The sequence below is a fragment of the Mycobacterium sp. SMC-4 genome, from assembly GCF_025263265.1.
Lineage (GTDB): Bacteria > Actinomycetota > Actinomycetes > Mycobacteriales > Mycobacteriaceae > Mycobacterium.
The window spans coordinates 175,068-199,516 of record NZ_CP079869.1 but is presented as its reverse complement, the minus strand read 5'-3'; the positions used below and the strand labels follow the sequence as shown (position 1 = coordinate 199,516).

The following is a 24,449-nucleotide window of genomic DNA, read 5'->3' as shown; positions in this document are numbered from 1 at the left end:
ACCATTGTGGGTGACCGGCAGCTCAGAACATCAGCGCGGTGAACCGCCAGTCCAGCACTGCACGGTCGGCCCCGTCGGCAGGATCGCGGCCGGCGGCGTGCACCACCGACCGCAGCCGCAGCACACCACCGCGGCTCTGCGCCAGCGGCTCGGCGCCGTCGATGGTCAGCTCGCTGTAGAGCGTGTCGCCCTCATGCACCGGACCGGTGTGCTCGCACGACTCCCACCCCAGCACCGTGACCAGGTTCGGCAGTAGCCGGCTGGCTTGTGCCAGCGCCAGACCGATGGTGTGCCCGCCGTACACCAGCCGCTGCCCGGCGACCCGCGAATCATGATGGGTGGCAGCAATGTTCAGCGACAACCTGGCCAGCTCCGGTGCACTGGTGACCACATCGGCGGTGCTGTGGCCCACTGCACCGAGCAGGGCCGGATCGAAATGCGGGCCGGCCACCCGCGCCCGGTAGGCATCGGAGTTCCAGTCGGCGGTCGGGTCCGGGTCGGGGCCGAGGTCGGTGCCGATCCTGGACAGGTCATCGCGGTGACCGGTGTCGAGGTCGGCAGAACGCAGCGGCAGCATCGCGCACCGGTAGAAGTCGAGGACCAGCCGGCCCAGGCCGTCGATCGTCGTCATCCGCAACGCGGCCAAACCGGTGGGAGCTCTGCCCGGTTTGGCCGCGTTCTGCTTCAAACCCACGACTTCGGTACGGGTGAACAGGGTGTCACCGAGGACCGGGAAGCGGTGGAACCGCAATCCCCGGTAGAAGAGGTTGGCTTTGACCCGCTGGGTCACCAGTGTCGACTGCCCGATCGCGACGTCGCAGACCAGGCCCGGGTGGGCCAGCGGTGCGGTGGCCCCGGTGACCGCTGCGGTCAGTTCGGCGTCCAGCGGCAGACGCAGCCGGTCGCCGAGGATCGCCTGATGGGCTGCGGCGACCCCCGGGGTGAGCGTCATCGACGGCGCCGAGTCGAACACCTGTCCCACATGCAGGTCCTCGAAATGCGGGCCACCGTCGAATTGGCCGTACAAAGTCACAGTGGGCCATGCTGGCACTGGGCCCTGGAGTATGTCAACGTGGTGGTCTATTTGGCCGTACTTTTCAACTGTGCAGCGAGGAGGCGTCGTGGAGGACCGGCTGACCGACGAAGAGGCCATGCTGGTGGCCACCGTGCGGACGTTCATCGACCGCGACGTTCGGCCGAAGGTACGCGAGGTCGAACACGCCAACACCTACCCCGAGGCCTGGATCGACCAGATGAAGCGCCTCGGCATCTACGGTCTGGCCGTTCCGGAGGAGTTCGGCGGCACTCCGGTGTCCACGCGCTGCTACGTGTTGGTCACCCAAGAGCTGGCCCGGGGCTGGATGAGTCTGGCCGGCGCGATGGGCGGGCACACCGTGGTGGCCAAACTGCTCGACCTGTTCGGCAGTGACGAGCAGAAGCAACGCTTCCTGCCGCAGATGGCAACCGGCGAGATCCGGGCGACCATGGCGCTGACCGAGCCGGGTGGCGGATCGGATCTGCAGAACATGACGACCACCGCGTTGCCGTCCGACGGCGGCGGACTGGCCATCAACGGCGCCAAGACATGGATCAGCAACGCCCGCCGCTCCGGGCTGATCGCACTGTTGTGCAAGACCGACCCGTCGGCAACACCGCGCCACCGCGGGATCTCGGTGGTGCTGGTCGAGCAGGGAATGACCGGCATGTCGGTGTCGCGCGACCTGCCCAAGCTCGGCTACAAGGGCGTCGAGAGCTGCGAGTTGGTGTTCGAGGATTGCCGGGTGCCGGCCTCGGCCATCCTCGGCGGCGAGCCCGGCAGCGGCTTCGCCCAGATGATGAAAGGCCTGGAGACCGGCCGTATCCAGGTGGCCTCCCGCGCACTCGGGGTCGCCACCGCCGCTCTCGACGACGCGCTGCGCTACGCCCAGGACCGGGAAAGCTTCGGCCGGCCGATCTGGCAGCACCAGGCGGTCGGGCACTACCTGGCCGATATGGCGACGAAACTGACTGCCGCGCGGCAACTCACGTTGTATGCAGCGGATCGCTATGACAGCGGGCAGCGCGCCGACATGGAGGCCGGCATGGCCAAGCTGTTCGCCTCGGAGGTTGCGATGGAGATCGCGCTCAATGCGGTGCGCATCCACGGCGGTTACGGGTATTCCACCGAGTACGACGTCGAACGCTACTTCCGCGACGCACCGCTGATGATCGTCGGCGAGGGCACCAACGAGATCCAGCGCAACGTCATCGCCGCCCAACTCGTGGCCAGGGGCGGCATCTGATGAAGCCCGAACCCGCATACCAGGTGCTGCGGGAACGGCTTCGCGACGAAATCACCCAGGGCCGCTACGCCGACGGTCGGCGACTGCCCACCGAGTCGGAACTCGTGGCCCAGCACCGACTTTCCCGTCAAACCGTCCGACGGGCCTTCCAGGACCTCGTCGCCGAGGGTGTCGTCTACCGCATCCCCGGCCGGGGCAGCTATGCCAGCGAGCAGGCGCGACGCTACCTACGTCAACTCGGGTCGGTCGAGGACCTGATGAGTCTGTCCGACGACACCACCATGGAGGTGATCGACGGGTTGCGCCGACGCGTCGACGTCGATGCCGCCAGCCGGCTACGGCTCGACGATGACATCGTCCACACCCTCGTGCTGCGCCGGCTGCACGACGGGATACCGTTCGGCCACACGGTTATCCATCTACCACCCACGGTGGCCGGTTCGCTGGCCGAGTGCGCCGAGCTGCGCACCGGGGCCGCGAGCACGCACACGGTGATCTCGCTGCTCGAACCCCATTTGGGCACTCCGATCGCCGAGGCGGCCCAGTCGATCACGGTGGCCTTCGCAGACTCCGCGACGGCGCACGCGGTCGACACCACCGAAGGCCACCCGATGCTGCGGGTGGACCGGCTGTACTCCGACGAGCGGGGCCGCGCGGTCGAGTTGGCGGTCAGCCATTTCCTGCCTGAGCAGTACACCTACCGGGTGACGTTACGACGCTCGGGCTGAGGCCCGGTGGCAGCGATGCTGCCGAGCAGTGTGAGCGCATCTGCGCTCGGGGTGGCGGGCTCGGCGGCATAGACGATCAGCTCCTGCCCCGGTGCGGAGCGCACATCGAAGGTCTGCATGCCCAGCGTCAGGGTACCGACCTCGGGATGCCGGAACGTCTTGGTGGCCAGCGATTTACGGCGGGCATCGCCGCGCTCCCACAGTGAGCGGAAGCCCTCGCCGGCGTTGAGGAGTTCGGTCAGCACGGCGCGGGTGCGAGGATCGTCCGGTGCGGCGCTGTAGGCCATCCGCAATCCGGCGACCGCGTCCTGGGCCACCGTCGGCCAGTCAGCGTAGAACTCGCGGGCCCGCGGCTCGGTGAACAACATCAGCATCAGGTTGCCGACGGCACCGAGATCGCCGAACAGCGCCCGCGCCAACGGATTCACAGCCAGGATGTCGTAGGCGCGGTTGTAGACCAGCGCGGGGTTGTCCGGCCATGCCTGCATCAGCCGCAGCAACGCCGGGTCGACGCGGTCGGACACGTGGTTGTTCGCCGCTCGCGGCGCCAGGCCGGCCAGCCGGAACAGGTGCGCGCGGCCGTCGTCGTCGAGGCGCAGCGTCGCGGCGAGCGCGTCGAGCACCTGAACCGACGGGGTGCGCTCGCGTCCCTGCTCCAACCGCCCGTAATAGTCGACGCTCACCCCGGCCAGCATGGCCACCTCCTCGCGGCGCAAACCGGGAACCCGACGCACTCCGCTGCTGGACAGTCCGACATCAGCGGGCCGTAGCGCCGCGCGCCTGCTCTTGAGGTACTCCCCCAGTTCAGCCATACGTTCAGCGTAGGCACATCGCAGCGCAGTGCCTGGGTGTACTGCACCCTGGCTGTCCCGCCGACACCGATCGACGCTGGAGTCATGAGCGAATCGAAGATCATTCTCATCACCGGGGCCAGCAGCGGCATCGGAGAAGCCACCGCCGAACGCCTGGCCGCTGACGGACACCATGTGGTCGCGGGCGCACGTCGGCTCGACCGGCTCCAAGAGCTGGCCCGCCGGATCGAGCGCGACGGCGGCAGCATCGACGTCCACCGTCTGGACGTGACCGATCGAGCCGACATGACCGCGTTCGTCGACGCCGCGGCGGCGGCGCACGGCCGCGTCGACGTGATCGTCAACAACGCCGGCGTGATGCCGTTGTCGCCACTGGACGCACTGCTGGTCGACGAATGGGACCAGATGATCGACGTCAACGTCCGCGGCCTGCTGCACGGTATCGCGGCTACGCTGCCGCATTTCCAGCGTCAGGGCGCTGGACACGTCGTCACCGTCGCGTCGATCGGTGCGCACGAAGTGGTGCCCACCGGCGCGGTCTACTGCGCCACCAAGTTCGCGGCGTGGGCGATCACCGAGGGTCTGCGCCAGGAGGCCGATCCGTCGATCCGCGTCACCACGATCTCCCCCGGAGTCGTCGAAAGCGAACTGGCCGAGACGATCACAGACCCGTCAGCGGCCGCTGCCATGCGCGACTACCGCGCCGCGGCCATCTCGCCCGACGCCATCGCCCGGGCGATCGCCTACGCCCTCGGCGAGCCCGACGACGTCGACGTCAACGAGGTCATCGTCCGCCCGGCCCGACAACGCTGACCCTCGCGCGATTTCGGCGCGCTCGACGACGCCCGGGGTGCAAAACCGCGCCGAAATCACGAGAGGAGGGCGTCGACGAGGCCCCACTGCACAGCGGTGGCGGCGTCGATCGACTGCCCGGAAAGCACCAGATACGCGGTGCGCCAGCGCCCGATCCGGCGGGTGATGCTGACCGTGCCGCCCGCCCCCGGAATGAGGCCGAGGACCAGCTCGGGCAGGCCGAGCACCGCGTCGGGGTGACTCTGCACCCAGCCGCAGAACGCCGCCATCTCCAGCCCGCTGCCCTGCACCTGACCGTGGATCACCGCACGGCAGGCGCGGCCCAGCCGACCGGTGATCTCGTCGAGCACCAGGGCCGGGCTGTGGCGGGTGCGGGCCAGGTGCGCGCTGGCCGGATCGGCGAAGGTGCCGAACTCGGCGAGATCGCCTCCACTGCAAAACGATGGACCATTGCCGTCGAGGACGACCTCACACACCGAGGGATCCACCCGCGCGATCTCAAGGGCTTCGAGCAGCGCGGCGCGGGCATCGGTGGAGAACGCGTTGTGTCGTCGCGGGCGGTTGAACGTGATACGCAGGCAGTCGTCGACGCGGTGCACCAGCACCGGTTCCACCGACACGGGCACCTGCGCAGGACCACGATCGGCCAGCCACCGCGCGAATTCAGTGCCGGACTGCAATGTCGAATAGGCCAGTGACTCGGTGATGAGTCCGGCGAAGGCCGGAGCCGCCGGGTCGAAGGCGCGTAGCACGTCGTCGCAGACGGCAGCAGCCTGTGGCCAGTGCGCCACCCGGGCCGCGATGTCGGTTGCCGCCGCATCCACCGACGCCACGGTCACCGCGCGCGGGTCGTCGGTGGGCTGCTCGGTCAACGTGAAGGTGGCGTCCTCGGCGGTCTCGGCCGGGACCAGCGCACCCTCGGCGACTCGGAAGGGTTTCACCCGTACTTCTTTATCAGCTCCTGCTTGTAGAGCTTGCCCGTGTCGGTGCGTGGCAGCTGCGCCTCGAAAGCGATCGACCGGGGGCATTTGTAGTGTGCAAGCCGGTCACGCAGCCAGCCGATGAGCTCCTCGGCGAAATCGGGTGTGGCGTCGGCGGGGTCCACGGTCTGCACGACGCCCTTGACCTGCTGGCCCATCTCGTCGTCGGGCACACCGAACACCGCCGCATCCATCACCTTGGGGTGAGTGACCAGCAGGTTCTCGGCTTCCTGGGGATAGATGTTCACCCCGCCGGAGATGATCATGTGGTGCCGGCGGTCGGTGAGGTACAGGTAGCCCTCCTCGTCGACATACCCGATGTCGCCGACGGTCTTCCAGCCGCTGGAGTGCCGCGAGGACTGCGTCTTGGTCGGGTCGTTGAGGTATTCGAAGTCGTAGCCGCCTTCGAAGTAGATCTCGCCGGCCTGACCGACCGGCACCTCATTGCCCTCTTCGTCGCAGATGTGCAGGGCACCGGTCAGCGGGCGGCCCACCGAGCCCGGGTGGGTGAGCCACTCCTCGGCGGTGATCAGCGTCGAGCCGTGGGCCTCCGAGGAGGCGTAGTACTCGTCGACGATCGGTCCCCACCAGTCGATCATCTGATTCTTGATCTCGACCGGACACGGCGCGGCGGCGTGCATCACGCGCTCGAGGCTGGACACATCGTAGGACAGCCGGACGTCCTCGGGCAGCTTGAGCATGCGGGTGAACATCACCGGCACGAATTGACCGTGTGTGACTTTGTGTTTGGCGATCGCGTCCAATGCGCCTTCGGCGTCGAACTTCTCCATGACCACCGTGGTGATGCCGCCGGCCTGGGTCTGCATCGACCACACCGACGGTGCGGTGTGATACAGCGGGGACGGACTGAGATAGACCGCATCGGGGTGCATCCAGAACTCCACCAGCGCAGCCATCATGCCGGGTGACTCGGACGGCGGTACATGCGGCAATTCGCGTTTGATCCCCTTGGGCCGGCCGGTGGTGCCCGACGAGTACTGCAGCAGGTCGCCTTCGATCTCGTCGGCGATCGGGGTGTCGGGCAGGTCGGCGACGCAGTCGGGGTAGCTGCGCCAGCCGTCCAGAGTGCCGGAAGTGATCACCAACAGACCGGGTAGACCGTTGGGCAGCTCGGCGGACAGCCCGGCGAGGGTGTCGGCGAGCTTGGCCGAGCCGACGATGGCCTTGGCGCTGCTGTTGTCGATGATGTAGGCAGCTTCGGCGGCGGTCAGGTGGGTGTTGATCGGCACGTAGTACAGGCCGGCGCGGCGGGCGGCCCACATGACCGCGTGCATGTGCTCGTTGTTTTCCATCAGGATCGCGACGGCGTCGCCCTCGACCAGGCCGGCTTCGCGGAACAGATGCGCCAACCGGTTCGCCCGTGCTTCGAGTTCGCCGAATGTCACGACCGTGCCGGACGGATACATGATGATGGCGGGCTTGTCGGGCGTGGCAACGGCGGTGTCGCGGATCTGCATGGCCCGACTTTACTTGGCCATACTTGACAGGTGTCAAGAAGCCGGTGCGAAGTTCCCGTGGAAGCCCTGCGGGATGTGATGGGTCAACTGCGCGGTCGCAAGCGGTCCCGCTGACGGGTCCTTCGCGTCGAGGATGACCAGTCGCGAAACCTGTTGCGAAGCCTGATATTCCACGGTGAGCAGCCAACCGTCGTCCTCGGCGGTGGCCCCGGGTCGCGGGGTGAAGACCGGTTCGCAGAAGCTGTTGCCGGCCTCCGGAGCCGGGTAGCTGAGCTCGGTTTGCGTGTCCAGATCGAGCTTGCTGACCGTGTCGTAGAACGCGCCGAGCGTGCGGCGGGTGTTGAGGAATGCATACCGGTAGCGCCGGCCTTCCCGGGCCGGATGGTGGCGCGGGAACTCACATGGACTGTCACTGAGGGGCTGCACGCTGACCCGGCCCGCGCCGGTGATCCGAAATCGGGACAACTGCCCGGGAGTGTCGGCCAGCGAGCTGGTATGGAATCGGGCGATGCGTTCGAGTAGCCGTCCGTCGGTGTAGGTGATCGCATCGACGACGACGTCGTCGCCGTCCTCGTAGGCGTTGCTCAGGTGAAAGTGCAGGACCGCCTCACCCTCGATCCGTCGGATCTCGCCGCCGTCGCGCGGCACCAGCAGAAAGACGCTGCCTCGCTCGGGGCGGTAGCGCAACGTGTCTCCGATGGGCGCGCGACCCAACGCCACCGACATCGCATCGGGGATGATCGGCGAGACGATGAACACCAGATACCGCTCCGTGATCGCGAAATCGTGGACCATCGCCGCATACGGCAGCCGGGCGGAGCGCAGGTGCCGCAGCCGTCCGGTCGGGTCGGTGCGGTAGATGCGCAGATGCGGGCGCGGTGCCAACTCGACGCCGAAATTGAACATCGCCCCGCTGCTGGGGCAGATACTCGGATGTGCCGAATAGGAACCCAGCCAACGTAATTCACCCCCGAAGCGACGAGCGCCCAAGGTCTGGAGGGTTTCGGGGTCGACCTCGTAGGGCGGGCCGCCCTCCCACAGCGCGTAGAGGTGACCGGCGTGCTTGACGACGTTGGTGTTGGCCAGGTTCGGTGGCACCCGAGCGATGTTGGACCGCCAACCACCCGGCGCCGCGGTTCCCATGTGACTGACGGTGCCGCGGCCACGGAAATGCCGGGTGCGCACATAGCGGCTGCGGAAACCCACGCCGGCCCCGTTCTGGAAGTCGTCGATCGTGAACGCCGAGAGCAGGCCGTCACCGTCGAACAGATGCCGTAGCGGCCGACCGGTGTGGTCCTCCCAGCGCCCGGGGCCGTTGCGGTAGAGCGTGCCGCGCAGGTCGGCCGGGATCGTCCCGTCGATCTGTTGCACGCGGTAGTCGTGTTCGGCGGGTTGCGGCTCACTGACACCGAGACTGCGCACATCGTCCGGTCCCAGCCGGGACAACTGCGCATCGGCTGACCTGCGCTCCGCGGCGGGCAGGGATCCGAGGTAACGGCGCAGAGCAGGCAACCTCGTCAGGTCCACCGCCGGTTCGACTGACGCAGGCACGACCCTCCTCCACTACTGAGACTGAATTCAAAGTTAGTCTCAGCCCGGCCGGTCCGTCAATGGGCCCTCACCGGGTCCGCTGAGGTAAAAATGCCGGTGATGCCTACGACCCGGTCGTTCGACGCGCTGCTGCGCTCCGCGCTGGTCCTGGTCTGCGAGGGCGGTGTCGATGCATTGACGCTCAGCCAGGTGGCCGCACACGCGGGTGTCTCGCGCGCCACGGTGTATCGGGAGTTCGGCGACAAGGACGGGTTGATCGGCGCCCTGGCCCAGCACGAGATCGAGTTGATGCTGGCCGCAGTGCAGTCCGGCGTGGACGTGACCGCCGACCCGCTCGAGGTGATCGCAGCGATCGTGGTCTCAGCGATGCGGTATCTGCGCGACCACGCCGCGTTCCGTTATGTCCGCGATCACGAACCGCACTGGCTGCTGCAGGCTGTCCTTGCGGTCGGGGGTTCCCGGATGGATCTCGTCCAGACCGTGGCATCGCTGGTCGCACCGGCCGTCGCCGTGACCCGGTTGCGGGTGAGCGCGGCTCAAGCCGCCGAGGTGATGGTACGAACGGTGCTGTCGCACACCTTGATCGAGTTCAGCAACCTCAGCGACGAGGAGGTCGGGGCCACGGTGGCGCGCGCGATCATCGCGTGACGGGGCCCAGAGAACCTCAGCCCAGGCGTTCCTTGAGGGCGTCGAACTCGTCCTTGATTCCGGTCGGCAGCTTCTCGCCGACGAACTCGAACCACTCCTCGATCTGCGGGATCTCCTGACGCCATTCCTCAGCGTTGACCGCCAGCGCGGCGTCGACATCGGCCGAGTCCACATCCAGGCCCTCCAGGTCGAGGTCGGCGGCCCCGGGCACCACACCGATCGGGGTGGAATTGCCGTTGGCTTTGCCCTCGATCCGTTCGATGACCCACTTGAGCACCCGGCTGTTCTCGCCGAAGCCCGGCCACAGGAAGCGGCCGTCGTCGCCGCGGCGGAACCAGTTGACGAAGAAGATCTTCGGCATCTTCGACTCGTCGGCGTTCTTGCCGATGTCGATCCAGTGCTGGAAGTAGTCGCCGACGTTGTAGCCCAGGAACGGCAGCATGGCCATCGGGTCACGGCGCACGGTGCCGACCTTGCCCTCGGCGGCCGCGGTCTGCTCCGAACCCATGGTGGCGCCGATAAACACACCGTGCTGCCAGTCGTTGGCCTGGGTGACCAGCGGAACGGTGGTCTTGCGACGCGCGCCGAACAGGATCGCCGAGATCGGCACTCCTTGCGGGTCGTCCCACTCCGGAGCCAGCGTCGGGCACTGCGAGATCGGCGTGCAGTAGCGCGAGTTCGGGTGTGCGGCTTTGGTTTCGGTCTCACGCAGGACCCAGTCCTGGCCCTTCCAGTCGATCAGGTGATCGGGTTCGCCCTCCAGGCCCTCCCACCACACGTCACCGTCATCGGTCTTGGCGACATTGGTGAACACGGTGTTGCCCTTGGCGATGGTCTTCATCGCGTTCGGGTTCGAGTCCCAGTTGGTGCCCGGCGCGACGCCGAAGAACCCGAACTCCGGGTTGGTCGCGTAGAGCCGGCCGTCCTTGCCGAACCGCATCCAGGCGATGTCGTCACCGACGGTTTCGGCGCGCCAGCCGGGGATGGTCGGCTGCAGCATCGCCAGGTTGGTCTTGCCACACGCCGACGGGAACGCCGCGGCAATGTAGTAGGCCTTGTTCTCCGGCGAGATCAGCTTGAGGATCAGCATGTGCTCGGCCAGCCAGCCCTCGTCGTGGGCCATCGCCGAGGCGATGCGTAGCGAGTAGCACTTCTTACCCAGCAGCGCGTTGCCGCCGTAGCCGGAGCCGTAACTCCAGATCTCGCGGGTCTCCGGGAAGTGGGTGATGTACTTGGTGTCGTTGCACGGCCACGGGACGTCCTGCTCACCGTCCTCAAGGGGCGCGCCAAGCGAGTGCAGGGCTTTGACGAAGAAGCCGTCGGTACCCATCTTGTCCAGCGCAGCCTTACCCATCCGGGTCATGGTGCGCATCGAGATCACGACGTACTCGGAGTCGGTGATCTCGACACCGAGCTTGGGGTCCTCGGCTTCCAGCGGGCCCATGCAGAACGGCACCACATACATGGTGCGGCCACGCATACAGCCGCGGTAGAGCTCGGTCATGAGGCTGCGCATCTCGGCGGGGTCCATCCAGTTGTTGGTGGGCCCGGCGTCGATCTCACGCTCGCTGCAGATGAAGGTGCGCGATTCGACGCGGGCGACGTCGGACGGGTCTGACAACGCCAGGTACGAGTTCGGCTGCTTGTCCTCGTTGAGCTTCTGGAAGGTGCCGGCGTCGACGAGCTGCTGGGTCAGCCGGGCACACTCCTGCTCGGAGCCGTCGGTGAACACCACGCGCTCGGGCTGCGTCAGCTCGGCCACTTCGCGAACCCAGGCCAGCAGGCCTTCGTGCTTGGTCGGTGCGGAATCCAATCCCGGAATGGTCGCTGCGGTCATGCTGTCTCGTCTCCCTGCACTTTCCTGCGAAGCATCTGACAGAACGCCGGAAACCGGATTGATTTCGGAAAACACCGACATCGGCGGCATCGGCGAACTGTCCCCTGACTACGAGGTTAACGCGGGTGACACACCCGCGGTAAACCAGGACCGTGTCCGATCACTCACAGGACCGATTCAGATGCCCGACAGTTGCCTGGCGTAGGCCACAGCTACCGACGGGTAACCGGTGGGGTGGTCGCATCGGCCCGCGACCGCAGCCCAGCGACCGTGTTCAGCCGGGACTGCAGCGCGGCGGCCGCGCGCTGCTCTTGCGCCTCGGCCCGCTCCGCTCGGCGCCGATGGTCGCGCAGTTGCGCATCGATCTCGGAGCACCGGGCGGCCCGCTCGACATCCTGGCGAGCCAGTGCCGTCGCGACCGCGGTGTCGACGGCCAGCACGCGGGCCGCCACCCGTTCCTCGGACGCGCCGCGCAGCGCATGCGCGGCCTGCTGAACCCAACGTTGCAGCACCACGCGGTCGTGCAGCAGGGCCCGGGTGCGCACCACCCATACGGTGACCGCACCGCCCGCGACCAGACCGGCCACCAGTGCCGCGGCCGTCGCCTGCGGGGCCAGGCCGGTCAGCAGCCGACTCAGCGCCAAGGCCACGCCCAGTCCGAAACCGGCACCCAGCACCGTCATCAACCGGGTTTCCAGCTGCCGGCACTGCATCAGCGGTGCGGGCAGCTCCAGCCCCGGAGGCGGCATCGTGTCGGTCTGCGCCGCGGCTAAGTCGGCCAGCTCGGCACTGATCTGTTCGTCGATGTCGGCGAGGACGACTGCGCAGGCAGCGGGGACGCAGCCGACGATCTCACCGACGTCGCGCCGGGCGGCCTGCCCCGCACGGGCGGACAGTTCGGCGTGCATCGACGCGCACCGGGCCCGCGCGACGGCCATCAGCGTCAGCCGGGCCTGAGCCACCTGCTCCCGATGGCTGATCACCTGCTGAGCACGCGCCCGTCGGTGCTCCCGCACCAGATCCCGGCGCAGCTGCTGCAACGCCTCGATACCCGCATACCGCTGCGCGGCTGTGGTCCGGCCCCGGGACAGCTCCTCGGCGAGGTGAGAATGCCAGGCCTGCAGACGGTTGCGGGTGGCCAGCGCCGGGTCGGCGAGCATCTCGGACACCGCCGCGACCAGTTCGTCGACCCGGGGCGGGCCGAGGCGGGGCGCGGCGGCCGCGCCGACCCACGCGACATGGTCGGGGAACGCATCGCGAGCGGCCCCGAGCACCGCGGCCCAGTGCCGATGGTCGTCGATCTTGGCAACAACGGCGAGGACGGCGGCGGTGTGCCGGGTGAGGCGACGTGCCAGCGCGCGGTCGGATTCGGTGGCCGGTGCGACGGCCGAGACGACGAACACCACAGCGACGGGCGCCTGGTGGGCCTCGACCTCGGCTGCGCCGACGAACCGGTGCCCGGGTAGCCGCTCCCGCAGCCGACTCAGCACCGCACTGGACCCGGCCCGTGGCGGACCCGCCACCAGCACCACATCGCGGCGCACCACGCTGGGTGGTTCGTCATCGAATCCGGACATGTCGAATCCGGTCATGATGTCCCGGCCAGCAGACGCAGCGAGCCGCGGCTGATGTCGGCGGCGCACGCGGCGTGGAGCCGGTCGACAGGCCCGCGCGCGTAGCGCCGCCAGTACACGGCGCGGCGCAGGTGCGCTGCCCGGTCGGTACCCCGGTCGACGTCGATTCCGGCCGCGTGCACCACGTCGACGGCCGCTGCCATCGCCGCGATGACGACATCGTCACCGCGCAGGAATTGCTCGAGGTCCTCGTCGCCGGTGCGCGCCGCGAGCAGTCGCAGCTCGCGCTGCGCGGCACAGATCGCGTGGTAGCGCAGCGGCGCGGTAGCCGTTTCCAGCGCAGCGACAACCTGCTGCACACCGCTGAGTGCGCGCAGCCGGGTCGTGAGCGTCGGCGCCGTGGCGCCGTCGGCCACCCCGAGCACGGCATGGGCGAGTCCGAACCGGTCCAGCGCGGCCAGCAGCTGCGCACGCACGGCGGGAGCCAGCCGATGATCCGAGGCGACGAAGGCGTCGACCGACGTCATGTCAGCGGGCTCGTCGATCAGTGACCGCAGCGCCGCGAGAAGCGTCTCGTCGAGATCGACAACCGCCAGATGGGCCACCATCGCCACGACGTCGCACCGCAGCCGCGCGGCCAGCTCGGCAGCGTGGTGCTGCGCGGCAGTGACCGGTCCACCCGCCCCGGCCCCGCCGAGGTCGGCCTTGTTGAGCACCATCAGCGCCGGACCGCCGTCCCGCAGCAGCGCGAGGTCCTCCGGTTTGGCGGTTTCGGCGACCACCACCACGGTCACATCGGGTGGGTCCTCGGCGGGGCCCGGGCCGGCCACCGTCACACCCGCGGCAGCCAATGCCGCCGCGACGGTGTGACGACCGACCCCCGGCCGTCCCCGCACGGCTACCCTGGCGGGAACGTCGTAGCGCCGGTGGACGGCCGCGACGCGCGGATCCTGCGTCGTCGCGGCGAACTCCGCCAATACCTCGAAGAAGATGAGTGCCCTCCGACCCGACCGGGCGGGACCGGCCGACCCGGTCCCCCACTGTGATCCTGACACCTGTTCGGGACCGCTCCCGACACTTGTTGTGCCGCGGGTATCCGGTGGTCAAGGGGCAGTAGGCAACTGTTGGGTATCAATCTGTAACACGATGCGGGGAGCGACGCGTTGATGAGCGACGATGGACGGATGCATGTGAGGGATTCTGAGGTGGCCGCTGCGCCGGCACCGTCGGAATCTTCTCCGCGTTTCCCGCGCCGGGTCACCAGCTTCCGTGCCCGGCGTTCCACCATCTCGGACAACCAGCAGGCGACCTGGGACCGGCTCTGGCCCAGCCTGGGCGCCCAGGCACGCGACGGGGACCAGCCGGCGAGTCTGCTCGACACCGACGCCTGGTTCGGCCGCCACGCCCCGGTGGTGCTGGAGATCGGATGCGGAACGGGCACGTCGACGTTGGCCATGGCACAGGCTGAACCCCACATCGACGTGGTCGCCGTCGAGGTGTACCGGCGGGGACTGGCACAGCTGCTCGGCGCGATCGACCGGACCTCCACCTCCAATATCCGGCTGATCCGCGGCGACGGGGTCGATGTCCTCACCCACATGTTCACCACGGCGTCGCTGGCCGGGGTGCGCGTGTACTTCCCCGACCCGTGGCCCAAGGCCCGCCACCACAAGCGTCGGTTGCTGCAGCCCGACACCGTCGCGTTGATCGCCGATCGACTCAAGCCAGGCGGCATCCTGCACGCGGCCACCGATCACCTCGGTTACGCCGAGCACATCGCCGAGGTCGGAGACAGCGAACCGCGGCTGCGCCGGATCAGCGTGGACGATCCAGCCATCGCGGACCTTCCCATCTCGGTGGCCCGGCCGGTGACCAAGTACGAGCGCAAGGCCCTCGCCGGTCCCACCGTGGCCGAACTGCTCTGGGAGAGAACATGAGCATCACCGAGAACCTTTCGGCCATCTCCGACGTCGATGACCTGCCGACCCCCGACGAGTCCACCAGTCCCGGTGCGGTCGACGACACCGGCGCCTCGCCACCACCCGCGCACGTGCACCGTGTCCTGCTCATCTGGGACGCCCCCAACCTGGACATGGGTCTCGGCTCGATTCTGGGCGGACGACCCACTGCCGCACACCGGCCGCGGTTCGACGCCCTGGGCCGCTGGCTGCTCGCCCGAACCGCCGAACTGTCGGCGCAACGCCGCGCCGACGGCCAAGCCGTCTCGCTGGAACCCGAGGCGTGTGTGTTCACCAACATCGCGCCGGGCAGTGCCGAAGTGGTCCGTCCGTGGGTGGAGGCCTTGCGCAACGTCGGCTTCGCGGTGTTCGCCAAACCCAAGATCGACGAGGACAGCGACGTCGACTCCGACATGCTCGACCACATTGCGCTGCGCTACAGCGAGGGGCTGGCCGGGCTGCTGGTGGCCTCGGCCGATGGTCAGGCCTTCCGAACGACGCTGGAAGACATCGCCCGCGACGACGTCGCGGTTGCGGTCCTCGGATTTCGTGAACATGCCAGTTGGGCGTTAGCGTCGGATACCTTGGAGTTCGTCGACCTGGAGGACATCGAAGGCGTCTTCCGGGAACCGCTACCGCGGATCGGCCTTGACTCACTACCCGAGCAGGGCGCTTGGCTGCAGCCATTCCGGCCGCTGTCCTCGCTATTGGCCTCGCGTGTCTAGAAAAGTGAAGCCTGGTTTCCCGACATGCGCGGGCCGATGGCACGAAGTGTCGAAGATGGTTAGGAGTTAAAACGTGTTCGCCTGGTGGGGTCGAACGGTGTACCAGTACCGATACATCGTCATCGGTGTCATGGTCGCACTGTGCCTGGGCGGCGGCGTCTACGGCATCAGTCTGGGACAGCACGTCACGCAGAGCGGTTTCTACGACGACGGCAGTGAGTCAGTCCACGCGTCAGTGATTTCCGACGAGGTCTACGGCCGCGATCGCACGAGTCACGTCGTGGCGATCCTCACGCCGCCGGAAGGTCAGACGGTCGAAGACCCGGAGTGGATCGCCGAGGTCACCGACGAGCTGAACACCCTGGTCACCAACCATGAAGACGAGATCGTCAGCTGGGTCGGTTGGCTGCGTGCACCCGACAGCACGATCGAGACAGTGCAGCAGATGAAGACTGCTGACGGTTCCAAGACCTTCATCAGCATCCCGCTGCAGGGCGACGGCGACGACGAGATCCTGAGGAACTATCAGGCCATCGAGCCCGACCTGAAACAGATCAACGACGGCAACATCGCATTGGCCGGGCTCAACCCGCTGGCCAGCGAACTCACCGGCACCATCGGGGAAGACCAGCGGCGTGCGGAGGTGGCGGCCATCCCGCTGGTCTGCGTCGTGTTGTTCTTCGTGTTCGGCGGTGTGGTCGCGGCCGCGTTGCCGGGCCTGATCGGCGGCCTGACCATCGCCGGCGCGCTGGGCATCATGCGTTTCACCGCTGAGTTCATGCCGGTGCACTTCTTCGCCCAGCCGGTGGTGACGCTGATGGGGCTGGGCATCGCGGTCGACTACGGCTTGTTCATGGTGAGCCGCTTCCGGGAGGAGATCGCCGAGGGCTACGACACCGAAACCGCGGTCAGACGGGCGGTGATGACGTCGGGCCGGACGATCATGTTCTCGGCCGTCATCCTGGTGGCGTCCTCGGTTCCGCTGCTGCTGTTCCCGCAGGGCTTCCTGAAGTCGATCACCTACGCGATCATCGCCTCGGTCATGCTCGCGGCGATCCTGTCGGTCACCGTACTGCCCGCGGCGCTGGGCATCCTCGGCCGCAACGTCGACGCACTCGGGGTGCGCACGCTGCTGCGGGTGCCGTTCTTCCGCAACTGGAAGCCGATGCGGGTCTACCTGGAGTGGCTGGCCGAGAAGACCCAGAAGACCAAGACCCGTGCCGAGGTCGAGAAGGGCTTCTGGGGCAAGCTCGTCAACGTCGTGATGAAGCGACCGATAGCGTTCGCCACCCCGATTCTGGTGTTGATGATCCTGCTGATCATCCCGTTGGGTCAGCTGTCCCTGGGTGGCATCAGCGAGAAATATCTACCGCCCGACAACGGCGTCCGACTCGCGCAGGAGGAATTCGACAGCACCTTCCCGACGTTCCGCACCGAACCGTTGACCCTGGTGGTCGAACGCCCGGACGGTGAGCCGGTCACCGACCAGCAGCTCGCCGAGATCCGCGCCAAGGCCATGACGGTGACCGGGTTCATCGTGCCCGACAACGACCCCAACGAGATGTGGCAGGAACGTTCCGTCCAGGAGGGGGGCACCGAGGATCCGGCGGTCCGGGTGATCCAGAACGGCTTGGAGAACCGCAACGAGGCATCCCAGAAGATCGAGGAGCTCCGATCTATCCAGCCGCCCCGGGGTGTCGAGATCTCCGTCGGTGGCACCCCCGCGTTGGAACAGGACAGTATTCACAGCCTGTTCGACAAGCTGCCGCTGATGGTGGTCGTGCTGATCATCACCACCACAATCCTGATGTTCCTGGCGTTCGGGTCGATCGTGTTGCCGATCAAGGCCGCCCTGATGAGCGCTCTGACCTTGGGCTCGACCATGGGCATCTTGACCTTCATGTTCGTGGTGGGTCACGGGTCCGGGGTCATGAACTACACGCCCCAGCCGCTGATGGCACCGATGATCGGCCTGATCATCGCGGTGATCTGGGGTCTGTCGACCGACTACGAGGTGTTCCTGGTCTCTCGCATGGTCGAGGCGCGCGAACGTGGGATGTCGACGGCGGAAGCCATTCGCATCGGTACCGCCACCACCGGCCGGCTCATCACCGGAGCCGCGCTGGTGCTGGCCGTGGTTGCGGGCGCGTTCGTGTTCTCCGACCTGGTGATGATGAAGTACCTGGCGTTCGGTCTGCTGATCGCCCTGCTGCTGGACGCCACGATCGTGCGTATGTTCCTGGTGCCGTCGGTCATGCGCCTGCTCGGCGACGACTGCTGGTGGGCGCCGCGCTGGATGAAGCGCGTCCAGGACAAGCTGGGCCTCGGCGAGACCGAACTGCCCGACGAGCGCAAACGTCCGACGGTCCGCGAGACGGCGCCGGCCGAGGCGCTGGTCGGTGTCGGCGGTCCGCCGGCGATGCGGCCGCCGCGACCTCCGCACGACCCTGGTCGGCCGATGCCCCAACGGGTGCCGCCGGGCGGGGTGACCACCCGGATCCCCCAAGGCGGCGGTGATCCGTCGGCGGCCGGCACCACCCGTATCTCCCGCGACCCCGCTCGCCCCGGCCCGACTGCCGAGGAGGAGCCGCAGACGACCCGGCTGTCGGCGGCCAAGACCGCCGCGCTCAACACCGTGCGCAACGCCGTCAGCAGCGTCTCCCAGCGGGCACAGAAGTCGACGCCGCCCGAGGCGCCGGCACCGCCGGCGCCGCCGCGCCAACAGCGCGAGCAGCGTGAGATCGAATCCTGGTTGGGTGACCTGCGGGGCTCGGGTTCGCAGGGTTCCCAGAGCCCACCGCCGCGGCCGTCGGCCGAGCCCACCCGGTCCATGCCGGAGCCGGGGGCCAACGAGCCCACCACCGCGATGCCGGTGGCGCGTCCCGGTGAGTCCGACGACGACGCCGAGGAAACCCGGGCCATCCCGACCCAGCGCAAGGGCGACGCCGACGCCGCGACCGAGAAGCTCAACACGCGTTCGGAGGACCGCGGCAGTAACGGGCTGAGCGCTCAGGAACTGCTGCGCCGGGAAGGTCGGCTGTAGCGGCGCTGTTGCGCAGCGCTATTCGGCGGGCTTGTCCACGACGTCGGGTTCGGCTGCGACGATGGGTCCGTCGTCGGCTTCCTGCTCGGCTTCCTCCTGCGCCGGATCGTCGGCGATCAGCACCCGGGTGACACTGTTGATGAAGGCCAGCGCCGGCACCGCCAGCAACGCGCCGACGATGCCGGCGAGCACCGCGCCACCGGCGATCGCCAGCACGATCGCCAGCGGGTGGATCGACGTGGCCCGGCCCATCACCAGCGGCTGCAGGACATGGCCCTCGAGCTGCTGTACCGCGATGATCAGCCCGAACGTGATCAGCGCATAGATCCAGCCTTTGGCGATCAACGCGACGATGACCGCGAGGAACCCGGTGACCACCGCGCCGACCAGTGGCACGAACGCACCCAGGAACACCAGCGACGCCAGCGGGAGCGCCAGCGGAATCCCCATGATGGCCAGGCCGACTCCGATGCCCACGGCATCGACGAGCGCGACGAGGAATGTTGCTCGCACATAGCCGATCAGTGACCGGAAGCCGGCACGACCGGCGTCGCGGACCCGGGCCCGAACGTGGACCGGAAAGACCTGGGTGACGTAGGCAAAGATGTTGCGCCCGCCGTGGAGCAGGAAGATCAGGGTGAACAGCATCAGCAGCGCGCCGGTGACGATCTCGGTGATGGTGCCTGCGGTCGACAGCGCGCCGGTGGTGAGTCGCTCCTGGTTGTTGCTCAACGCTTCGATGGCAGATTCGCGCGCCTGATTGATCTGTTGCGGGCTGACACCGAGTGGGCCGTCGGTCAACCAGGCGCCCAGGCCATCGATGCTGGTGCTGACCTTGGCGAACAGGTCCGGCACGCCTTGAATGAACTGGTTGACCACGAAGGTCAGTAGCCCGCCGAACACGGCGAACCCGGTGAGCAGCACCAGCGCCACTGCCGCGCCGCGCGGGGCGCCCCGGCGGTCGAGGAAGTCCACCACCGGCATCAACAGCGCGGCCAGGATGGTGGCCAGCACCAACGGAACCGTCAGCACCTCCAGCCGCAGGATCAGCCACAGCAGTGCGACGACAGCACCGAGGATCACCAACAGCCGCCACGACCAGGCCGCGGCTTTGCGCACCAGAGGACTCACCGACTCCTCGGGGCGGCGGGTATCGGACGAGGCGCCGGCAGACATTCCGGTAGCGTAACGGCCTGCTCAGATCCTGATTCGTAACCGCGGAATCGGACCGTCGGCGTTTTATCCTGTGGGGCGTGTCCGACCACGCCGGCGTCGCGCCGACCGCCAGCCGCCCCGCCCGGGGCAAGTACTGGTGGGTGCGCTGGGCTCTGATAGCGGTCGCAGTCATCGTGCTGACCGTCGAGATCGCGCTGGTGCGGGACCAACTCGCCAAGGCCTGGCGCAGCCTCTACACCGCGGACCCGCTGTGGGTGTTGGCTGCGGCACTGGCCGCGCTGGCGTCGATGCACAGCTTCGCGCAGATCCAGCGGACCCTGTTGCGTTCGGCAGGCGTACCGGTGCGCCAATGGCGTTCGGAGGCAGCGTTTTACGCCGGTAACGCACTGTCGACGACGCTGCCCGGCGGACCGGTGCTCTCGGCGACGTTCATCTACCGTCAGCAGCGCCTCTGGGGCGCCTCACCGCTGGTGGCGTCCTGGCAGCTGGTGATGTCGGGTGTGCTGCAGATCATCGGTCTGGCGTTGCTCGGCCTCGGCGGTGCTTTCCTGCTCGGCGCCGGTGAGAACCCGCTGTCGCTGATCTTCTCGCTCGGCGGTTTCCTCGCGCTGATCCTGCTTGCCCAGGCCGTGGCCGGCCGCCCGGAGCTCATCGACGGTATCGGGGCGCGGGTGTTGGCATGGGTCAATTGGGCCCGCGGCAAGGCCACCGACACCGGGCTGGCGAAGTGGCGGGAGATCCTGACCCAGATCAAGTCGGTGCAACTGGGCCGACGCGACCTCGGTGAGGCGTTCAGTTGGTCGTTGTTCAACTGGGTCGCCGACGTGGCATGCCTGCTGTTCGCCTGCTACGCGGTCGGCGGTCACCCCTCGCTGGCCGGCGTGACAGTCGCCTACGCCGCGGCTCGCGCAGTGGGCTCGATCCCGTTGATGCCCGGCGGTCTGCTGGTGGTCGAAGCAGTGCTGGTGCCCGGGCTGGTGTCCAGCGGTATGTCGCTGGCCGCGGCGATCTCGGCGATGCTGGTCTACCGCCTGATCAGCTGGATCTTCATCTCCCTCATCGGCTGGGTGATGTTCTTCTTCATGTTCCGGACCGAAAGCACCATCGACCCCGATTCGGGTTCGGCCGCGCCGCCGACTGCGGTGTCGGTGTTGTTCAGCCCGGACCCGGAGGCACCGCACCCGCCGGACCAACCGGTGAGGCGATAGCCTCGGGCTCATGTCGTCTGTACGCCGTAGCGCGGCTGCCGCCTTCGCCGCTGACGTGGTCTGCGTGGTGGTGTTCTGCACCATCGGTCGCCGCAGCCATGCCGAAGGGCTCAGTATCGGCGGCATCGCCGAAACGGCGTGGCCATTCCTGTGCGGGACCGCGGTGGGATGGCTGCTCGCCCGCGGCTGGCGACGACCAACCTCGTTGGCCCCCACCGGGATCGTGGTGTGGGTGGCCACCGTGGCCGTGGGCATGCTGCTGCGCAAGGCCACCTCGGCGGGCACCGCGGTGAGCTTCATCGTCGTGGCGTCGCTGTCCACCGCGCTGCTGCTACTGGGGTGGCGGGCGGTGGCACAGTTGCTCGCGCGCCGGTCACGCCGGCCAGTCGGCGCCTGAATCCTGTTGGGGTGCAGGGTTTGTCGTGACGGTCAGAGTGACCCTGAGGCCGCCGAGGGGGCCGTCGGAGAGCTCCACGGTGCCGCCATGCAGTTCGGCTTGCTGAGCGACCAACGCAAGCCCCAGACCTGATCCGCCCGGGGCGGCGTTGCTCCCGCGGGCGAACCGGCCCAGCACGGTGCGGTGTTCGTCGGCCGGCAGCCCCCGCCCGTTGTCGTCGACGACGATGGTCACCACGTCCTGGCGCCGGGCGGTCAGCACGATGCGGGTCGCCTGTCCGTGGGTGATCGCGTTGCGGACCAGGTTGTCCACCGCCAGGCGCAACCCGCCGGGCCAGCCCAGGACGGTCCCGAGATCCTCGGCGGCGTGGATCTCGATGTCGACGTCGCGGTTGACCCTCATGTTCTCCCGCGCCACCCGGTCGAGCATGTCGGTCACGTCGATAACTTCACGGTCTTCGAGCTGCGCGAGCTGGCCAGAGGCCAGCTGACCGAGTGCGGTGATGATGGCTTCGACCCGGCGCTGGGCGCGCCCCAGATCAGCCACCACCTCGGCCCGTTCGTCGTCGGGCAGATCGTGGATGCGCAAGGTGTCGAGGTCGGCGCGCATCGCGGTCAGCGGTGTACGCAGCTCGTGCGCGGCATTGGCGGCGAAGTCCTGCGCGGCCTGCAACGAGTTCGTCGTCGCCTGCTGCGCGGCGGCCAGCCGTTCCAGCATCGCGCTCATCGCCTCGGACAGTTCCTCGGCCTCGCGCACCCCGTGCACCGCCGGGATCTGTTCGGCGCCCTTGCCGAGTCGTTTGGTGTGTTCGGTCAGCCGCCGCAGCGGCCGGATCGCCGGTCCGGCCAGCAGCCAGCCCAGCAACGCGGCGAACAACACGGTCAGCACGCCGACTCCGATGTAGAGCGGAACCCGGGCCGGGTTGAGCAGGATGCTGTCGGCGCGGATTCCGATCGAGATCAGCACGCCCTCGTTGCGGTCGACCTCGATGGTGCGCACCCGGTACTCGACGTCGTTGACCATCACGTTCTCGGTGCCCGGCGGTAGCGGCGGCAGCTGGAAACCTCGCTGGAACACCACCTGACCCGACGATTCCGAGCGGCCGGTCTGCAGCACGCCACGGCGCGGATCCGCCAGCTGATCGGGGAACATGCTGGCGTCGACGATGGCGTCGAGACGCCGGTCCAGCTGCGCTGCGTCGTTGCTGGCCAACACCACCGAGGTGAGGATGGTGAATGCGGCGACCACCGCAGCGGCCGCCGCAGCTGAGGCAACGGCGACGCGGGTTCGCAACGAGGCCGAGCGCAGCAACTGCGGCAGCCTCACCGGTGCCGCCTGGAGGCGACCGTCACGGCTCTGCGCGCAGCACGTAGCCGATACCGCGCACGGTGTGGATCACCCGAGGCTGACCGTCGCGCTCGAGTTTGCGCCGCAGATAGGACACGAACACATCGGCGACGTTGGTGTCGACGTCGAAGTCGTAGCCCCACACCAGCTCCAGCAGCCGCTGCCGGGACAGCACCACCCCGGCATTGTCGGCCAGCGCAGCCAGCAGGTCGAACTCGCGCTTGGTCAGGTCCACCCGCTCCCCGGCCATGAAAACCAGGCGCCGCGCGGTGTCGATGGTCAACGAACCCACCGTGATGCTGTCCGAACTCGGAGAGGAATGGTGGGCCCGGCGCAGCAGTGCATGCAGCCGGGCCACCAACTCACCGAGGTCGAACGGCTTGGTCAGGTAGTCGTCGGCCCCGGCTTCCAACCCGGCGATGCGGTCGTTGACGGTGTCGCGAGCCGACAGCACGCAGATCGGAATGTCGTTGCCCAGCGCGCGCAGCGCGGTCACCACCGCGACACCGTCGAGTTCGGGCATCTGCACGTCGAGCACCAACGCGTCATGGGTTTCGCCGGCCAGCAGGCGCAGCGCTTCCTTACCTGTGGCGGCGACCCGGACGTCGAACCCCGACAAGCGCAGACCGCGCGCCACCGAGGTCCGAACGTCGGGGTCGTCGTCAACCATCAACACCGTCCGACTCGCACTGCCGTCAGCGGTGGACGACTCCCCCCTGCGAGCGGGCGGAGTGTCCACCCTGTCTCGCACCGGACTTAGGACGTGTAATCGTCCGGCGTGTCAAGCGTCTCGGGAGTGAAGCCGCAGCGGTGCTTGAGATCGTGCAAGGGCGCACGGATGGCCGTCAGCTCGTCCCGCACCTGCGGGTTGGCATTCATGTAATCGACGACCTTCTCGTGGATCTCGTTGCGCGGCAGACCGTGCAGGTCGGTGAAGAACGCGTTGACCTCAGGATGGGTGAACAGGTAGGCCGACGAAGATGCGGACACCCCAGCGGCGACCCCGGAGAAGTCGGCGGCCGTGCAGTTGGGCGGGTCAGGCTGGGCGACGGCGGTGGGCAGCGCACCGAACAGCATGGCGCCGGCGCATGCGCCTGCGCTCAGCGCCCCAACGGCAAGTCGACGTGCAGTAGAGGCCGGAAACAACATTCACGCTCCTTTATCGACGGAATGGCAGCCGGGCACCTGGAACGGTCACCGGTCGAGACCATCCTAGGGAAGCTAAGCAGAACGACAGTGAACTTTCTCGGCTTGCGCCGGAATGCCGGTGCCGGTCAGCGCCCCGATACCACCGGCCCGGGCGGTGTCACCGGGCTCACCGGGTGGGCTACCGCCTCGGCCGGCGCGCCTGCGGCGGGGTTCTGCGCAGCGGTCTGGAGCAGGCCCAGGACCTGCGGCACGTTGATCGGCAGCCCGCAGCGGCCCGACAGCGACGTCAGCGGCTGCTGCAGTTTCTGCAGGTCGGAGGCCACCGCAGGGTTCGCGTCGAAGTAGGCCTTCAGCGCGGCAACCGACTCCGGTCCGCTCTGTTGCTGCGAGATCGCAGTCAACGTCTGATCGGTTTCGGGGTTGGCGTCGAGGTAGTTGCCGGTGTGCACGGCCACCATGCCGACGGTCTTGGCGATCGAACTGGCCGCGCAGGGATCCGGTGCGGCCACCGCGGTCGGCAGTGCCGATCCGGCCACCACCACCGCACCACAGCCGGCGGCCAATCCCGCGCGCGAGAGCAACCGGCGGGCAGGTCGAATCGATTTCATGACGAACTCCTCACGGTTCGCCAACACACGCTGCCCGGCGAACCCGTTGCGATCAGCAGCAAAGCCTCCCCGACCGTGGTTGCCATCCTGCCATCGACACAGCACAGTGCACCAGCGCGGCCGCCGGACGGTCTT

22 protein-coding genes are annotated in these 24,449 nt (G+C 68.1%); 9 read left to right on the top strand and 13 right to left on the bottom strand.

Features of this window, described 5'->3' with window-relative positions; translation table 11 throughout:
* Positions 1-22: 22 nt before the first annotated feature.
* Positions 23-952, bottom strand: a complete 930-nt coding sequence (locus KXD98_RS01000) for an acyl dehydratase (protein WP_260765474.1) — start codon at positions 950-952, stop codon at positions 23-25.
* 199 nt (positions 953-1,151) lie between these two features.
* Here KXD98_RS01000 and KXD98_RS00995 point away from each other — a divergent pair, with 199 nt between their 5' ends.
* A complete protein-coding gene (locus KXD98_RS00995; protein ID WP_260765473.1) occupies positions 1,152-2,282 on the top strand; it encodes an acyl-CoA dehydrogenase family protein in 1,131 nt (376 codons plus the stop codon).
* Positions 2,282-3,010 (top strand): GntR family transcriptional regulator, encoded by a 729-nt coding sequence (locus KXD98_RS00990; protein WP_260761456.1) that lies wholly within the window; start codon positions 2,282-2,284, stop codon positions 3,008-3,010. The genes KXD98_RS00995 and KXD98_RS00990 overlap by 1 nt, the downstream gene beginning before the upstream one ends.
* On the opposite strand, the gene KXD98_RS00985 is transcribed toward KXD98_RS00990, so the two are convergent.
* The gene (locus KXD98_RS00985; protein WP_260761455.1) at positions 2,980-3,822 is read right to left on the bottom strand and encodes a helix-turn-helix transcriptional regulator; all 843 of its coding nucleotides are present in this window, start codon (positions 3,820-3,822) and stop codon (positions 2,980-2,982) included. The genes KXD98_RS00990 and KXD98_RS00985 overlap by 31 nt on opposite strands.
* Before the next feature lie 84 nt (positions 3,823-3,906).
* Here KXD98_RS00985 and KXD98_RS00980 point away from each other — a divergent pair, with 84 nt between their 5' ends.
* A complete protein-coding gene (locus tag KXD98_RS00980; protein ID WP_260761454.1) occupies positions 3,907-4,635 on the top strand; it encodes an SDR family oxidoreductase in 729 nt (242 codons plus the stop codon).
* Positions 4,636-4,691: 56 nt separating this feature from the next.
* On the opposite strand, the gene KXD98_RS00975 is transcribed toward KXD98_RS00980, so the two are convergent.
* The 3 genes from KXD98_RS00975 to KXD98_RS00965 are packed head-to-tail and all read right to left on the bottom strand — an operon-like array spanning position 4,692 to position 8,644.
* Positions 4,692-5,576 carry an enoyl-CoA hydratase/isomerase family protein gene (locus KXD98_RS00975; RefSeq protein WP_260761453.1) on the bottom strand — a complete coding sequence of 295 codons (885 nt, stop codon included), beginning with the start codon at positions 5,574-5,576 and terminating at the stop codon, positions 4,692-4,694.
* On the bottom strand, positions 5,573-7,093 hold the full coding sequence (gene fadD4, locus KXD98_RS00970; RefSeq protein ID WP_260761452.1) for a fatty-acid--CoA ligase FadD4: 1,521 nt from the start codon (positions 7,091-7,093) through the stop codon (positions 5,573-5,575). Before fadD4 ends, KXD98_RS00975 begins: the two co-directional genes overlap by 4 nt.
* Before the next feature lie 33 nt (positions 7,094-7,126).
* Positions 7,127-8,644, bottom strand: a complete 1,518-nt coding sequence (locus tag KXD98_RS00965) for a carotenoid oxygenase family protein (protein ID WP_260761451.1) — start codon at positions 8,642-8,644, stop codon at positions 7,127-7,129.
* A gap of 99 nt (positions 8,645-8,743) precedes the next feature.
* On the opposite strand from KXD98_RS00965, the gene KXD98_RS00960 reads away from it, so the two are divergent.
* Positions 8,744-9,292, top strand: coding sequence for a TetR/AcrR family transcriptional regulator (locus KXD98_RS00960; RefSeq protein ID WP_260761450.1), 549 nt, complete (start codon positions 8,744-8,746; stop codon positions 9,290-9,292).
* 16 nt (positions 9,293-9,308) lie between these two features.
* Here KXD98_RS00960 and KXD98_RS00955 read toward each other — a convergent pair whose 3' ends face one another.
* The 3 genes from KXD98_RS00955 to KXD98_RS00945 form a co-directional block, all read right to left on the bottom strand.
* On the bottom strand, positions 9,309-11,129 hold the full coding sequence (locus KXD98_RS00955) for a phosphoenolpyruvate carboxykinase (GTP) (protein WP_260761449.1): 1,821 nt from the start codon (positions 11,127-11,129) through the stop codon (positions 9,309-9,311).
* Between the two features lie 212 nt (positions 11,130-11,341).
* Complete coding sequence (locus tag KXD98_RS00950; RefSeq protein ID WP_260761448.1) at positions 11,342-12,721, bottom strand: hypothetical protein; 1,380 nt, start codon at positions 12,719-12,721, stop codon at positions 11,342-11,344.
* Positions 12,718-13,758 carry a hypothetical protein gene (locus tag KXD98_RS00945; RefSeq protein ID WP_260761447.1) on the bottom strand — a complete coding sequence of 347 codons (1,041 nt, stop codon included), beginning with the start codon at positions 13,756-13,758 and terminating at the stop codon, positions 12,718-12,720. The genes KXD98_RS00950 and KXD98_RS00945 overlap by 4 nt, the downstream gene beginning before the upstream one ends.
* A gap of 111 nt (positions 13,759-13,869) precedes the next feature.
* On the opposite strand from KXD98_RS00945, the gene trmB reads away from it, so the two are divergent.
* The 3 genes from trmB to KXD98_RS00930 all read left to right on the top strand — a co-directional run bounded on the left by trmB (position 13,870) and on the right by KXD98_RS00930 (position 18,429).
* Positions 13,870-14,640: a tRNA (guanosine(46)-N7)-methyltransferase TrmB gene (gene trmB / locus KXD98_RS00940; RefSeq protein WP_260761446.1), complete on the top strand. Its 771-nt coding sequence runs from the start codon at positions 13,870-13,872 to the stop codon at positions 14,638-14,640.
* Positions 14,637-15,386 carry an NYN domain-containing protein gene (locus tag KXD98_RS00935; protein ID WP_260761445.1) on the top strand — a complete coding sequence of 250 codons (750 nt, stop codon included), beginning with the start codon at positions 14,637-14,639 and terminating at the stop codon, positions 15,384-15,386. Before trmB ends, KXD98_RS00935 begins: the two co-directional genes overlap by 4 nt.
* Positions 15,387-15,459: 73 nt before the next feature.
* Positions 15,460-18,429 carry an MMPL family transporter gene (locus KXD98_RS00930; RefSeq protein WP_260761444.1) on the top strand — a complete coding sequence of 990 codons (2,970 nt, stop codon included), beginning with the start codon at positions 15,460-15,462 and terminating at the stop codon, positions 18,427-18,429.
* An 18-nt stretch (positions 18,430-18,447) separates the two neighbouring features.
* On the opposite strand, the gene KXD98_RS00925 is transcribed toward KXD98_RS00930, so the two are convergent.
* Positions 18,448-19,605 carry an AI-2E family transporter gene (locus KXD98_RS00925; RefSeq protein ID WP_260761443.1) on the bottom strand — a complete coding sequence of 386 codons (1,158 nt, stop codon included), beginning with the start codon at positions 19,603-19,605 and terminating at the stop codon, positions 18,448-18,450.
* Positions 19,606-19,682: 77 nt separating this feature from the next.
* On the opposite strand from KXD98_RS00925, the gene KXD98_RS00920 reads away from it, so the two are divergent.
* The gene (locus tag KXD98_RS00920) at positions 19,683-20,813 is read left to right on the top strand and encodes a YbhN family protein (RefSeq protein ID WP_260761442.1); all 1,131 of its coding nucleotides are present in this window, start codon (positions 19,683-19,685) and stop codon (positions 20,811-20,813) included.
* Between the two features lie 10 nt (positions 20,814-20,823).
* The gene (locus KXD98_RS00915; protein ID WP_260761441.1) at positions 20,824-21,210 is read left to right on the top strand and encodes a DUF3054 domain-containing protein; all 387 of its coding nucleotides are present in this window, start codon (positions 20,824-20,826) and stop codon (positions 21,208-21,210) included.
* On the opposite strand, the gene KXD98_RS00910 is transcribed toward KXD98_RS00915, so the two are convergent.
* The 4 genes from KXD98_RS00910 to KXD98_RS00895 form a co-directional block, all read right to left on the bottom strand.
* Complete coding sequence (locus KXD98_RS00910; protein ID WP_260761440.1) at positions 21,187-22,536, bottom strand: HAMP domain-containing sensor histidine kinase; 1,350 nt, start codon at positions 22,534-22,536, stop codon at positions 21,187-21,189. The two genes, KXD98_RS00915 and KXD98_RS00910, sit on opposite strands and share 24 nt — an antisense overlap.
* 22 nt (positions 22,537-22,558) lie before the next feature.
* Positions 22,559-23,227, bottom strand: a complete 669-nt coding sequence (locus KXD98_RS00905; RefSeq protein WP_260761439.1) for a response regulator transcription factor — start codon at positions 23,225-23,227, stop codon at positions 22,559-22,561.
* Positions 23,228-23,313: 86 nt separating this feature from the next.
* A complete protein-coding gene (locus tag KXD98_RS00900; protein WP_260761438.1) occupies positions 23,314-23,706 on the bottom strand; it encodes a heme-binding protein in 393 nt (130 codons plus the stop codon).
* 125 nt (positions 23,707-23,831) lie between these two features.
* The gene (locus KXD98_RS00895) at positions 23,832-24,314 is read right to left on the bottom strand and encodes a hemophore (protein WP_260761437.1); all 483 of its coding nucleotides are present in this window, start codon (positions 24,312-24,314) and stop codon (positions 23,832-23,834) included.
* Positions 24,315-24,449 lie beyond the last annotated feature (135 nt).